Consider the following 14,232-nt stretch of genomic DNA (forward strand, 5'->3'; position numbering starts at 1 on the left):
AAAATTATCCGGACAGCATAAGGCCTTTTTTTATTGCAAAAGTAGAAAAAGTCATTTATACTAACGCTGTATAATAAGGTTGTGACTGATTAGGGCGTGGCTCTGAGCAGCTGCCAAAATTGGAAACGAAAGAGGAGCGACGGAGAATGTGCGAATGTGAAGAGCAGAGATCTGAGAGCGGACAGGAAGATGCGGAAGAGAAAGTCCTGGACGTGCAGGAGGATGTGGGAAAGGTCATTCTGAGCGGACAGGAAGATGTGGAAGAGACGGTTCTGGACGTGCAGGATGACGGGAAAAGAAAATATCTGCGGTTTGCTGCGGCAGGAATACTGGCGCTTGTAGTGATCGTGGTGGTTGTGCTGATGGTGAAGAGGGATCCGGTTACGCTGAAAAAGAAGGTGTTCGTGACAGAATACAAGACGGCTGTAAACCGTGAACTTTCTACTTATATCAAAAATCCGGAAAAGCATGCGGACGCGGTTCTGGATTTGTCCAAAGTGGATACGAACGAGACCGGGACCTACCCGGCGACGGTTACATATAACGGAAAAGCCTGTAAGTTTTCGATTAAGGTGGAGGATACGACTCCTCCCGAGGTTGTGGTGAGCAGTACAGTCACCGTGATGGTCGGGGAGGCCCTGTCCTCGGATACGGTGATTGAGACTATGACAGATGACGCCGGGATTGCCGGCATTGCGTTCGAAAACGGCAGTTTGTCCGAAGGAACCGTAGATGCGGCCGGAAATGTTGTTCCTGCGGCCTGCGTGTTCGACGCAACCGGGGACACGACAAACAAGGTGGCTGTGACGGACAACAACGGAAACAGGACGGAGCAGACTTTCTCGGTACATGTGACGGACAATCTGCTCTCTAATGTGGAGGGAATCGGCGATCGGACAGTGGCGGTGAATGCTGAAAATGTAAACTATATGGAAGGAATCAACTGGAATGAACTGATCAAGACGGTGACCTGTGATTCCTCCAAGGTGAATCTGACAGAGCCGGGGCGGTATCCGCTGACATATACGATCATTGCTAATGATGCCGATGCGGCAAGCGGCAAGGCGGCCACGCTGAAGGTGGTGAAGGCAGTTATTAATGTAGTTGCCGATACGCCGGAGGAACAGGTGGCATCAGCGGAGGCGAGTCCGCCGGAGGAGAGTCCGCCGGAGGAGAGCCCGGCAGAAGAAAACGGGGGAGATGAAGAGTGGGAAGAGTAGGCCAGGAAGCGCGAAAAAAGGCGCAGAGCCGAAAAGAGTCTAGAAAATAACAGAGCAGCAGGCGCACTGCCGGCAGCTGCCGGCGGCGCGTTGGGGATGATTGATATAGTAAGGAGATTAGGATGAAAAGATACAGAAAAGTACTGGCAGCGCTGGCAATAAGTATGTGTGTGATGAGCACGGCAACGATGACGTCGTACGCGTACACCCCGGAGGAGATCGCAGCAGCCAAAGCGTGGCTGTCCTCCAACGGGTACTCCCCGGATATGGGAGGTGCACAGCAGGCTTACCAGGATTATCTGGATGGAAAGTTCGGTGATCAAGTGCCGGGGGGCGTGAATGAATCAATTCCGATTCCAGAACCGGGGGGCGACAGCCAGTCTCCGGCGGGGGACGGGGAGGTGAAGCCTCCGGACGAGACTTTTGTGGTCATAGATGATTCTGATATGGGGGAGACTTTACTTGTGAAAAACCCGGATGGGACGGGTTCGGCAGACGAGCCGGGCAGCACTGGTGGTAAGACGGATAAAAGTACTGATGGTGGATCTGCCGCAAATGCCGATAAAAACGAGGGGGCGGATTCCGGTTCAAAAGAAGGCGATACATCTTCTGCAGCAGAATCTGGGAATGCGGCAGGTGCCAAACAGAATACAGGGGAATCTGCAGCGACCAATTTTAACAGCCAGCTTACGGGTAATGTGCTGGTGGCGGATAAAAAGCAACAGATGCAGAAAGGCGCGGTAATCTGGAATAAAATGATGCAGCGTTCGTGGAGTTTTGTAATCTCACAGAACCTCTGGGGGATGTCTGCTCAGGATTTCGTGAAGTTTATGGGGGTATCGGCGAGACTTGAGAAGGTTTCGGAGAATGACAGCACGGTTTTATATGAGAGTTATAATGCCGCCCGGGATGCGTTGTACTATTTTCAGTTTGACAAAATGAACGGCTTGCAGGCGATGCAGTACACAATGTTCTGCAAAGACGCAGAGGAACTGGAGGCGGTGAAGACGGCCACCAGGCAGGAGTGTCTTGCGGCATTGGAAGAGAAGAGTCGGACGACGGACAACAACGGTCTTCTGGCAGCCATGCCGGAACGTCCTGTTTTGAGGAGTTTTCCGTCTATGTTTGAGGGGCGCTATCAGTCAGAATATGTATTTCACTGCTATATTAAAGGATAGAAGACTGATACAGGAGCTGACAGTGCGGCGGATTACGAACATCCACTTTAACTTGGGGAGGGGGATACAATATGATTAGAATTTTGATTTGCGACAGCGACAAAGAAGTGCGTGGGAGACTCAGAAGATGCGTGGAGAGACATTTCGCGGATATTTGCAGCACCCGTATAAAAGAACTGGGAACAGGCAGAGGGAACGAAGAACATGAAATGTTATCCGATGATATGCGGTGCGATGTCCTTATTCTGCGGATAGAAGAGTACAAAAAGAATTTGAATCTGGCAAAATTCGTATTGGAAAAAATCCAGCATATCAGTTGATTGCGTATTCCAGGAAGTCGGAGATGTTTTATTTTCCAGAACTTTTTGAACTGAATCTGACATACTATTTCCTGCTTGAACGAACGGAGGAGCTGCTGCCGAAAGCTCTGGAAATCGTGCGGAAAAATCTGCGAATCATGGAACGGCAGTACCTGGTCTGCAATTCAAGATACCAGAAGGTGAAAATATTCTTTGAAAATGTGATTTACATAGAACATAACAACCATGTCAGCGTGGTTTATACAAATGAGGAGTGTTATCATATCCGGCGCAGTCTGAATGAACTGGAGACTGAATTTGCCCTGTACCCGTCACTGCTCCGGTGCCATGTCAGCTATATCGTGAATATGACGTATGTGATGACGGCAGATCGGAAGACGTTTCGGTTAAAGAACGGCCGGACGATCCCTATAAGCCGGAGTTACAGCGGGAAGGTCCGGCAGGTGCTTGAGGAACGAAATGGAGGCCAGAACATGATATTGGGGCACCAGAAAGACTGAAAAAATGTAATCGAGAATAGATGGTCTGACTTTATTGAGATCATAAAGCGCAAAAAGTGTCAGTAAAACAGTCAATTATGTCAAAATGGAAAGTTATGGTTCCAAAAAAAAAAACATGTGATATAATGAAAGACAAATGAAACTGCCAAAAGCGTATCATAAGAAACTAAGGAAAAGAGGAGGCATTTCTATTATGAAACATTTTGTAAGAAATCTATTTGCAGCCGTTGTACTTGTGTTTTCAGTGGCAATCATGTCCAACATGGGTCCGGCTCAAGCAGCAGGAACGGTTAAGTCGGTGACAATTAAGAGCCCGACGTCAAGTTCAAGTTACAAGACAGACCTACTGTACAAGTCTACAGGGACGGTCAAAGCATCTATTAGCGTATCGGGATCAGTCAGCAAGTCGGTATACTATAAGTCAAGCGATCCATCGATTGTTACAGTAGGTAAGACAACCGGATCAATGGTTTATAAAAAAGACGGTACAGCAACAATCACCGCATACGCGAAAGCAAACCCATCAAAGAAAGACACTATTAAAGTTCGTGTATACGACAGGGGCGTTCAGAAGGTGGCAATCACCAAACCGACAACGGGATCGACCTATACGATGCTCCGTTACTCTACGGCTGATTCAACAAAGCAGCTTTCACAGAGTGTGACCCGCAAGAGCGGAGTCAGCGGTGCTGTTACGTATTCTTCAAGCAAGTCATCCGTGGTTTCCGTGGATTCCAAGGGTGTGATGACAGCAAAGACACCAGGTACTGCAGTGATTACTGTAAAATCTAAGCTGAACAGTTCAATGAGAGATACACTGACTGTGACTGTAGTACAGAGAATTTCAAAACTCCAGATCGGTGTGGACGGTTCATTTGCAAAGGATGATACACCGACATACTATACATATCCAGGCATGTCGATGACAACAAAAGTTACTTATGTACCGAGCAATGCAACAACGAAAAAGGTTACATATAACTCAAGCAAACCGGAAGTTGCGACTATAAATTCGTCAGGCGTGATTACGGCAAAAGCACTTGGTACAACAACCATTACAGTTACCGCTGCAGACGGTTCCAAGAAGACGGAGACCTTCAATGTAACGGTTAAGAAAAAGTCAGCTGTAAAAGTTTCATCTATTTCTATTACAGGAACGCCTTCATATCTGAATGCGGGCGATACGAAGAAACTGACGGCAGACGTGAAACCTTCTAACGCATCAAACAAAACACTTGCATGGAGTTCCAGCAAACCATCTACATTGAAGGTTGACACAGCAGGCAAAATTACAGCAGTTGCACCTGGAAAAGCAACAATTACAGCAAGAGCAACAGACGGATCAGGTAAGTCTGCAGTTACGACAGAAATCAATGTATATGCACCAACAACGAAATTAACATTAGACAAGACAAGTCTTGCGTTATCTGAGACAAATACTTATCAGCTGAAGGCAACACTGGCTCCGGCGAATACAGACGATACTTACACATTCATATCTGACAACCTGGCGGTTGCAAGTGTGAGCAGTACTGGTCTTGTTAAAGCAGAGGCGCCGGGAGAAGCAACAATCACATGCGCTGTGACAGATAAGCGTACAGGTCAGATCACGAAGACAGCAACGTGTACGGTAAAAGTAGATTACTTATACAAGGATGTATCATTTAATGTGAACGTACCAAACCTTGTGACCGCGGTCAATAAGGGTGTGATCAATCCAAACTTCCTTGGCAATATGACGTATGAGTCTGGTGAAGACTTGTTTGTACAGATTCAGAACGTTGTTGCTGAGATCGGCAAGTTCCAGGTAGACGGAGTATACTTCCCGTATGATGTTACATTTACGGCGGAGAATCAGGCTACTGGAGTAAAAAATGTATATTGTGCAAGTGTAGATGCTTCTAATCAGTTTACAATGACGAAGAACAATGTACTGATGACCAGTGAGCAGTTCAAGGCTGACTTTGATCAGGCAGGACAGCAGAAGGTTCTGCTGACATATGAAGGACGGACAGACGAGACGCAGATGGCAGCATGGATCAATAATCTTCCAGCTGTAATTGGCAAGATGACAAATCTGGGTATTGACATCACAGCTTCAGGAACAATGGGAACCTTCTCTGGCAGCATTGGCAATATCAGAGTGGAAAACGGACAGATCTGCCTGGACGGAACAATGACAGGATCTGCAACTGTATATCCTATCACAATATCACTGGCGAATGACGAATCGGGTGCAGCAAGATTTACAGTGAATTACCCGTTAGCTCTTCAGGCGAATGTAGCAGCACTGTTCAGCAGATGGGCAAACTTTATGGAGAATATCGAACCGGCATTCTCACCAAACGTGGCGACCATGTCTGATATCGAGGAAACATTTGCACCGGAAGTTTCAGCAGAGGCACAGAAAGCTACTGAGGAAGAGCTGAAAGCAGAAGAGACACCAGAGGTTGTGGAGACACCGGAGACGGAAGTAGAAGCACCGAAGGCTGATGTAGAAGCACCAAAGACTGATGTAGAAGCACCGGAGACGGATGTAGAAGCACCAGAGACTGATGTGGAAGCACCAGAGACTGATGTGGAAGCACCGGAGACAGATGAAAAAGTACAGGATGTAAAAGAAGAACCTGCAGAAGCAGCACAGACATTAGACATTACAGAAGAAGCAGAGTAATTCATTAACAGAAACGATAGTGAAAATACAATAAGGGAACAAGAAGGGCAGTACTTCGTCCTTCTTGTTTCTATGTATAGGAGAAAATATGATGAAAACGAGACGAGGCTGTTTGGGCATGTGTATGGCGGGTGTACTGATCTGCCTTATGTTTCCGATGCACGTGCAGGCAGGAGATATCAACGGCAATGAGGCTTCGGTGATATCGGCGGCAAATGGCACTTTTTCGTATGATGGAAAAGAATACAAGGCGCTCGGCAGTGCGCTGGGAGCGCTTCAGGATAAATTGGCGTCCGACGGGGTCGATCTGACAGCTGAACAGGCGGCGGAGGCGATTGCGCGGATGAATGCAAGCGTCGGTCAGGGAGTGTCGGAAGGATATCTTTATAATGTGGCAACCGGCGAGGTAGAGACTGGCAGCGGACAGCCGGGAGCGGACAAGCCGCAGGACGACTCCACAAAGGGTCCTGGGGATACATTTATAACAGACCTGGACGGCATCATTAATGGCGGAACCAATAATGCAGGAGAAACCGGCGGGACCGGCAGTTCAGGAACGGGTGGTTCAGGAACGGGCGGTTCGGGATCAGGCAGTTCGGGAACGGGCGGCGGAGATTCGAAGTACACGGCGTATGCCGAAACACCGATCGATGTACAGGGAATTATAGATAAGGCGGCAGGAGGTGGGAACAGCACCTCGGGAACTGCTGCGGGAGAACAAAAGTCAGGCGAAACCACAAAGAGCGGAACGCAGGGCAACACAAAGACGACGGAGGCACAGTCCTCGAAAGATGACAAGGCGTCCTCGAAGTCGGGCAGTGGGACTGTCAGTGCGAAAAACGCTGCGGTGGGTATGACTTACGATGCAAAAAGTAAGAAACTGATCATTACCCGTGATGCCGCAGCTATAGGCGAAAATGGTTCGATAGATACAAGCAGTATGACCGCCTCCGTGCTTGGGATTCTGTGTATAGTGCTGACCGTGATCCTGCTGTGCGCGGGACTGGTGTGTGCCGGGGTGGCTTACCGCTTTGAATGCTACCCTTGTTGGGGGCGCAAGGGAGTGGTAAAACACCGCGCTAAGAAAAAAATCAGAGCTACATTACGGATTGTTCTGGGAATTGCTCTGACGCTGGAGGTCATCGGCGTGGTGGCAGCAATCGGAGCGCTGATCGGATTTGCGAATAATGGCGGCGTGGACCGCAACCTGAAAATCAGCGATTACTATAATCAGGTATACAAGGAGTACAAAGAGGATGAGGCTGCTGTACTGACTGCGTGTGGTTATCCGGAGAATCTTCTGGAGCGGACAACGGTCTATACGACTGACGCGGTCGATGAGGATAAGGTGTTGGCCGAGATGGACACCTATCTGAGGAAATACGAGGAATTGACTGCCGGTACTACGGTGGAAATTTTGATCAGTGATGAGAACAGAGCAACATTGGAGCTGGAACTGACGAACCGCTATGCGGCGATTACTGCGTCAGATTTTATTGAAGCGATGAAACAATCGCAGCAGGATCTGGCCCAAGGCTGTATGAAATTGTTGGCGGCGATGTCCCTTTTGATCGCGCTTGACTGCATTGTAGTGTTCAAGTCAAACCGTGCAAAGCAAAAGAGCGTGCGCTGTACTGCGATTTCGGTCCTGACTGCAGTGGTACTTGTTTTTGCAGTTTTGGCTGTGGTATTATGGAAAAAGCCGTATCAAAGTATTGTGGTTTATCCGGAAAGCTTATATGTATTTATGACGACATTCATCAGATGGGCCCTTGAGTTGTACACTTGGGTTGACGGAGCGGCTTTTGCTGTATTCTGCGGACTGATGGTATGGTGGAAGATTCTGGAAAAAAAGTAATGGAGATGTAGAGTATGAGGCTGACAGAATACGCAGATATGCATTGCCATATATTGCCGGGAGTTGATGATGGATCTGATTCGATGGAAGAGTCTTTGGCGATGCTGAAGAGGCTGTATGCGCAAGGTGTGAGAGATGTGATACTGACACCACATTTTGCCGCGGGCGGTAAGAACCCGGGGCGCGAAAAGCTTGAGGACGCATTTGCCGGGCTGAAGAAGGTCTGTGGAGAGATACTGCAGGACATGCGGCTGTATATGGGGAATGAATTGCTCTATCAGGATGGGACGACAGAATGCCTGAAGAACGGAGAGGCATACACTATGGCGGGGAGCCGCTATGTTTTAGTTGAATTTGGGGTCCGGATGGCGTACAATCGGATTGAGCGTGCTGTGGCAGGGCTGATCGCCAAAGGATATCGTCCGATCATCGCGCATATGGAGCGGTATGAAAGTCTGCACAAGCAGGAGGAACGGATCAAAGACCTGATTAAGGCCGGAGCTTATCTGCAGATGAACGCGGACAGTGTAACCGGAGGAGTTTTGGATAAGAGGGCCTCTTATTGCCGAAAACTGGTATCCAGAGGGTATATTCACTTTATCAGCACAGATGCGCATGATCTGCGGGAGCGTCCGCCTGAATTGCATCAGGCGATGGAACGGCTGTCGAAGATTTGTGACGAGCGCAGATTAGGGGAATTGTTTGGCGGTAATGCAAGAAAGGTTATCGACAATCAATATATATAAGAAGATAGAAAGATACGAAGGAGAAAGAAAATGGAAAACCATCAGAAAAATGATGAAATTGAGATTGACCTGAGAGAAATATTTCATGTTTTACTCAAGAAACTGTGGGTGATCATATTGAGCGGCGTTGTCTGTGTGGTATTGGCAGGATTGGTGACAAAGTTTGTGATCACGCCGATGTACAGTTCCACCAGTAAGCTTTATGTGGTCAGCAAGTCCACATCTCTCACATCGTTTGCAGATATTCAGCTGGGGACGTCTCTCACACAGGATTACATGGTTATGATTACCAGCCGTCCGGTTACGGAAAAGGTTATCAGCAACCTGGGTCTGGATTTGACACATGAGCAGCTTGTTGGGGAGGTCACGGTTACGAATCCAACCGATACACGTATTTTGGAGATAACGGTATTGGATGCAGACCCGAATATGGCGCAGAATATTTCAAATGAATTTGCAAAGGTCTCTTCCACACGGATGGCGGAAATCATGGATACACAAGAACCAAGCATTGTGGAGAACGCATACTTACCGAGTTCACCATCCAGCCCGAGTCTAAAGAAGAACGTGGCGATTGCAGGGCTTCTCGGAGTGTTTGCGGCGGCAGCGATTATAATTCTGCTTTATCTGATGAATGAATCAATCACAACGGAAGAAGATGTGGAAAAATATCTGGGGCTGAGCACGCTTGGAGCGATTCCTATCTCAAAAGAAGAACAGGATATTAATGCGGCGAAGCGTCGGAAGAAGCTGAAGAAAAAAGCGGGAGGTAAGTAGTCATGAAAAAGCTTAAATTTGGCATAATCGAGGAACAGGATTACTATACGAGAGAAGCATATAAAAGCCTCAGGACGAACTTGCAGTTCTGCGGAGATGATGTTCAGGTTGTGGCACTCACGAGCTGTACTCTGAATGAAGGGAAGTCGGCGTGTTCGTTTAACCTTGCAAGAACATTTGCAGTGGCGGATAAGCGGGTGATTCTGGTTGATGCGGATCTGAGACATTCCGTAATCGTTGGTCATAGAAAGATTGAGTTTGAGGGAGAAGAACTGCTTGGCCTGACACATTTCCTGTCAGGACAGTGCAAGCTGGAGGATGCAATCTATGCTACGAACGTGGAGAACATGGATGTTATAGTTGCAGGCACATTTGCACCGAATCCGACGGAGCTTCTGGGAGGAGCCGGCTTTAAGGCTCTTCTGGAGACACTGCGCCAGGCATACGACTATGTAGTTATCGATACGCCGCCGTTGGGTAGTGTAATTGACGGTGCAATCGTTGCACCAAACACGGATGGAATGCTTCTGGTGATTGAGAGTGCGGCAATCAGCTACAGACTGGTACAGAAGGTGAAAAACCAGCTTGAGGAATCGGGGTGTCGGATTTTGGGCACGGTTCTGAACAAAGTAGATGTTGGCGGAAAAGGATATTACGGTAAGTACTACGGCAAATACTATGGGAAACAGTATGGAAAATATTATGGTGAGTATGGGCAGGAAGGGCAGGAGTAATCGGTACTTCTTGTGAAGGCCCGTTACGAATACCAGATACGAATATCGGATAAGAATACCAGATTTGGGCAGGCGCTGAGCGCCTGCCTGTTTGTTTGCGCGAAAATGAAAAAAGGGGATCTTTTTATTCTGTTATCATTTTGTTGGATGTGGGGAATGATTGTGGTATGATAGAGGAAAAGCTGTCATTTGGGACGGCTCAGGCAGTGGTGATTCGAAATGCTGGAGTAATGAAAATTTGAAAAATAATTAGAATTGTTGGGATGATTCAGGCAATGATTAAGAAGTGATTCGAGGAATGATTTCGGAAATGATTTTGGAGATGATTTCGGAATGATTGGGGCAATGGTTTCGGAGATGATTTCGGAATGATTGGGGCAATGGTTTCGGAGATGATTCGGGAAACGATTCGAGAACCAGTTAGGATGCAGAAAAAGATAGAAGAACAAAGGAAGGATTAGGAAAGGATAAAAAACATGAGAACCGTACAAGTGAGCGAAATTACTGAGAACATTAAAGAGATGTGCATAGAGGCGAACCATTATCTGTCGCCGGACATGGACTGTGCGATGAAGGCGGCGGAGCAGAGCGAAAAATCGCCTCTGGGGAAACAGATTCTGGGGCAGCTTCAGGAGAATCTGAAGATTGCGGCGGAGGATATGATTCCGATCTGTCAGGACACCGGCATGGCGGTGGTCTTTCTGGAGGTGGGCCAGGAGGTCCATTTTGAGGGAGGGCTGCTGGAAGATGCAGTGAACGAAGGCGTTCGGCAGGGATACGTGGAAGGTTATCTCAGAAAATCTGTGGTGAGCGATCCGCTGATTCGCGAGAACACGAATGACAACACGCCCGCGGTTCTCCATACGAAGATCGTTGCAGGAGACAAGGTAAAGATCAAGGTGGCACCCAAGGGTTTCGGGAGCGAGAATATGAGCCGTGTTTTCATGCTGAAGCCGGCACAGGGAATCGAGGGCGTGAAAGAGGCGGTGCTCACAGCAGTGCGTGATGCCGGACCGAATGCCTGTCCTCCGATGGTGGTAGGTGTAGGTGTGGGGGGCACATTTGAAAAATGCGCTCTGATGGCCAAAGAAGCGCTGACCAGAGCCGTGGGCAGCCATTCGGAGATCCCTTATGTGAAGGATCTGGAGGAAGAGCTTTTGACAACGATCAATAAGCTGGGTATCGGTCCCGGGGGACTGGGGGGAACGACAACGGCGCTGGCGGTCAATGTGAATACTTATCCGACGCATATTGCCGGACTTCCGGTGGGTGTGAATATCTGTTGTCATGTGAACCGCCATGTGATACGTGAAATCTGATCAGAAACATTGTCAAGCGGTCTTGCTTTTGATGCACAGAATGAGCGGAGAAGCTGTCGAACGCTCACGCTCAGGCGATAAGATGGATCATGAGCGTCCGCTTCATCGGAATAAAATACAGAGAGGAAAGAGAAAAGAACATGGATAAATATATAGAAGCACCAATCAAAAAAGACGTAGCAAGGGATATGCGTGCCGGCGATTATGTATACATTACCGGAACGATTTACACAGCCCGCGATGCTGCACACAAGAGAATGTACGATATCCTTGCACAAGATGGAGCACTTCCGATTGATATCAAAGATCAGATCATTTACTACATGGGACCGTCTCCGGCGAGAGAGGGCCGGCCGATCGGCTCTGCCGGTCCGACCACGGCCAGCCGTATGGATAAGTATGCCCCCCAACTGCTGGATCTGGGCCTTGGTGCCATGATTGGAAAGGGAAAGCGCACACAGGAGGTGCTGGATGCCATTGTGAGAAATGATTCTGTTTATTTTGCGGCAGTAGGCGGGGCCGGAGCACTTCTTTCCAAATGCATCACTTCTTCGGAGGTGGTGGCTTATGACGATCTGGGGACGGAGGCAATCCGCAGGCTTACAGTGGAAAATTTCCCGGTGATCGTGGTGGCGGACTGCGAGGGGAACAACTTATACGAGTCGGCTGTGAAGGAGTACGCGCAGCGATAGATTTGGGAGAGTTTACTTTACGAAAAAGAAAAGATAGAGAAAATTCTTGGGGGAAGATCGATGAAACGAATCTTGATGATGGTATTTCGCAACATACTGTTGGTTCCGGTTATGTGGATAAAGCTGTGCTATTATGCGAGCCATGTGGATAAGTATACAGAAGAGCAGCGCTATAAGATGCTTCTATTCATTGTGAAGCATGCGAACAAGGGTGGGAATGTAACGATAGAGGTTCATGGAGAGGAGAATATTCCGGAAGAGAACGGCTTTATGTTTTTTCCGAACCATCAGGGGTACTACGATGTGCTTGCAATTGCAGCAGCATGTCCAAAGCCTTTTTCTGTGGTTGCCAAAAAAGAAGCGGGGAATATCCAGTTCCTGAAGCAGGTATTTGCCTGTATGAAGGCGTATCTTATGGATCGGGAGGATGTCCGCCAGTCGATGCAGGTGATTATCAATGTATCGAAGGATGTCAAAGCGGGCCGCAACTTTCTGATTTTTCCGGAAGGTACGCGCTCGAAAAATGGGAATCACATAGGAACCTTTAAGGCGGGGAGCTTTAAAGCTGCGACAAAAGCACAGTGTCCGATTATTCCTGTGGCTCTGATAAACTCATTTGTTCCGTTTGATACGAATAGTATCAGGCAGGTTACGGTTCAGGTACATTTTCTGGCCCCTCTTTCCTATGAGGAATACAAGGAAATGAACACGCAGGAGATTGCGGAGCTGGTTCATGGCAGAATAGAGAAGACTATTGAGGCGTATGACGGAGAATAAGAGTCGCGCAGATGCGGGGGGGCCTGCGTGCCGTGAAGCTGCCTGCGGACCCGCGATGCTGCCTGTGGACTAGGAAGTTGTCTGCAGACCCACGAGGCTGCCTGCGGACTACGAAGCTGTTGCGGATCCACGATGCTGCCTGTGGACTAGGAAGTCGTCTGCAGACCCACGAGGCGCCTGCGTGCCATGAAGCTGTCTGTGGACCACGAAGCTCCTGCAGACTACGGACAAGCCGCGAAAAGGATTGTGAGTACCTGCTTTATGCAAGGATACGATGAGCCCTAAAGGAGATGCAAAATGGCGAAAGCAAAATAAAAAAACAAATTCACGAAAATTGATTGACAACCGCACATCTCTTTAGTATAATTACTTTTGCGCTGTGGCGTGAATTTAATAATGTCCTATAGGTTAGAGAAGTATCTGTAGGTATGATTTCAGAATTTGGAGAAGTACTCAAGAGGCTGAAGAGGCGCCCCTGCTAAGGGTGTAGGTCGGGTGACCGGCGCGAGGGTTCAAATCCCTCCTTCTCCGTCAGACTTTTAAGGGAGTCGTTGCGACGACTCTTTTTCTATGTCCTATGTCTGTATAAATGACAGGGGCATGGAAAAAAGAAATGCTTATAATAATGTAGAAGAAACTCAGCTTACATTAGCATAAGGCTAAGCATTGTACTTGAAGGTCTTGAAAAACACAGAATATAGTATCAAAAAAGAGAAAAAAGAAAAAGTTGAAAAACTTACGAAAAACTCTTGACAAATACATACAATAAATGATATTATATTTAAGCTGACTCGCAAGAGCACAGCAAAGCAAAAAGCACATTGATAATTAAACAATAGACAAACAACCTTGAAAATTTCTAAAAGAAAAAATTTTTAAAGAACAAGTCAGATTGAAAGATTTGACACCCACCATGAACTCTAAGCAAGTTTATGGTAAGAACAGTAATAAACGGGAAATAATTAGCTAGTAGCTCATTATGGACCAAAGATTAAACACTTTTAACGAGAGTTTGATCCTGGCTCAGGATGAACGCTGGCGGCGTGCTTAACACATGCAAGTCGAGCGAAACACTTAAATCAGATTTCTTCGGAATGAAGAACTTTGTGATTGAGCGGCGGACGGGTGAGTAACGCGTGGATAACCTACCTCATACAGGGGGATAACAGTTAGAAATGACTGCTAATACCGCATAAGACCGCGGCACCGCATGGTGCAGTGGTAAAAACTCCGGTGGTATGAGATGGATCCGCGTCTGATTAGCTAGTTGGTGAGGTAATGGCCCACCAAGGCGACGATCAGTAGCCGACCTGAGAGGGTGATCGGCCACATTGGGACTGAGACACGGCCCAAACTCCTACGGGAGGCAGCAGTGGGGAATATTGCACAATGGGGGAAACCCTGATGCAGCGACGCCGCGTGAAGGATGAAGTATTT

12 protein-coding genes, 1 tRNA gene and 1 rRNA gene are annotated in these 14,232 nt (G+C 47.8%); all 14 read left to right on the plus strand.

Translation table 11 applies throughout. From position 1 onward, the window contains the following. Positions 1–146 precede the first annotated feature (146 nt). Entirely contained in the window at positions 147–1,220 is a 1,074-nt protein-coding gene (locus BUB85_RS14245) for a hypothetical protein (RefSeq protein ID WP_073111683.1), read from the plus strand. A gap of 122 nt (positions 1,221–1,342) precedes the next feature. After that, the gene (locus BUB85_RS14250; protein ID WP_073111685.1) at positions 1,343–2,398 is read left to right on the plus strand and encodes a hypothetical protein; all 1,056 of its coding nucleotides are present in this window, start codon (positions 1,343–1,345) and stop codon (positions 2,396–2,398) included. A gap of 71 nt (positions 2,399–2,469) precedes the next feature. Then, complete coding sequence (locus tag BUB85_RS14255) at positions 2,470–2,718, plus strand: hypothetical protein (RefSeq protein ID WP_073111687.1); 249 nt, start codon at positions 2,470–2,472, stop codon at positions 2,716–2,718. A 23-nt stretch (positions 2,719–2,741) separates the two neighbouring features. Beyond that, on the plus strand, positions 2,742–3,218 hold the full coding sequence (locus tag BUB85_RS14260; RefSeq protein WP_073111689.1) for a LytR/AlgR family response regulator transcription factor: 477 nt from the start codon (positions 2,742–2,744) through the stop codon (positions 3,216–3,218). Positions 3,219–3,411: 193 nt separating this feature from the next. Further along, entirely contained in the window at positions 3,412–5,892 is a 2,481-nt protein-coding gene (locus tag BUB85_RS14265; RefSeq protein WP_073111691.1) for an Ig-like domain-containing protein, read from the plus strand. Positions 5,893–5,980: 88 nt separating this feature from the next. Then, entirely contained in the window at positions 5,981–7,750 is a 1,770-nt protein-coding gene (locus BUB85_RS14270; protein WP_143160740.1) for a hypothetical protein, read from the plus strand. A gap of 14 nt (positions 7,751–7,764) precedes the next feature. Next, positions 7,765–8,496 (plus strand): CpsB/CapC family capsule biosynthesis tyrosine phosphatase, encoded by a 732-nt coding sequence (locus tag BUB85_RS14275; protein WP_073111695.1) that lies wholly within the window; start codon positions 7,765–7,767, stop codon positions 8,494–8,496. 30 nt (positions 8,497–8,526) lie between these two features. After that, positions 8,527–9,273, plus strand: a complete 747-nt coding sequence (locus BUB85_RS14280; RefSeq protein ID WP_073111697.1) for a YveK family protein — start codon at positions 8,527–8,529, stop codon at positions 9,271–9,273. 2 nt (positions 9,274–9,275) lie between these two features. Further along, on the plus strand, positions 9,276–10,007 hold the full coding sequence (locus tag BUB85_RS14285; protein WP_073111699.1) for a CpsD/CapB family tyrosine-protein kinase: 732 nt from the start codon (positions 9,276–9,278) through the stop codon (positions 10,005–10,007). A gap of 476 nt (positions 10,008–10,483) precedes the next feature. Then, entirely contained in the window at positions 10,484–11,326 is an 843-nt protein-coding gene (locus BUB85_RS14290) for a fumarate hydratase (RefSeq protein WP_073111701.1), read from the plus strand. Between the two features lie 140 nt (positions 11,327–11,466). Next, positions 11,467–12,018, plus strand: coding sequence for a Fe-S-containing hydro-lyase (locus BUB85_RS14295; RefSeq protein ID WP_073111706.1), 552 nt, complete (start codon positions 11,467–11,469; stop codon positions 12,016–12,018). A 60-nt stretch (positions 12,019–12,078) separates the two neighbouring features. Continuing rightward, positions 12,079–12,795: a lysophospholipid acyltransferase family protein gene (locus BUB85_RS14300; RefSeq protein ID WP_073111704.1), complete on the plus strand. Its 717-nt coding sequence runs from the start codon at positions 12,079–12,081 to the stop codon at positions 12,793–12,795. Positions 12,796–13,238: 443 nt separating this feature from the next. Beyond that, positions 13,239–13,326: transfer RNA gene (locus BUB85_RS14305), tRNA-Ser, on the plus strand. Between the two features lie 469 nt (positions 13,327–13,795). After that, a 16S ribosomal RNA gene (locus tag BUB85_RS14310) occupies positions 13,796–14,232 on the plus strand; the annotation flags it as partial.

This window comes from Hespellia stercorisuis DSM 15480, assembly GCF_900142165.1.
In the GTDB taxonomy this organism is placed as follows: domain Bacteria; phylum Bacillota; class Clostridia; order Lachnospirales; family Lachnospiraceae; genus Hespellia; species Hespellia stercorisuis.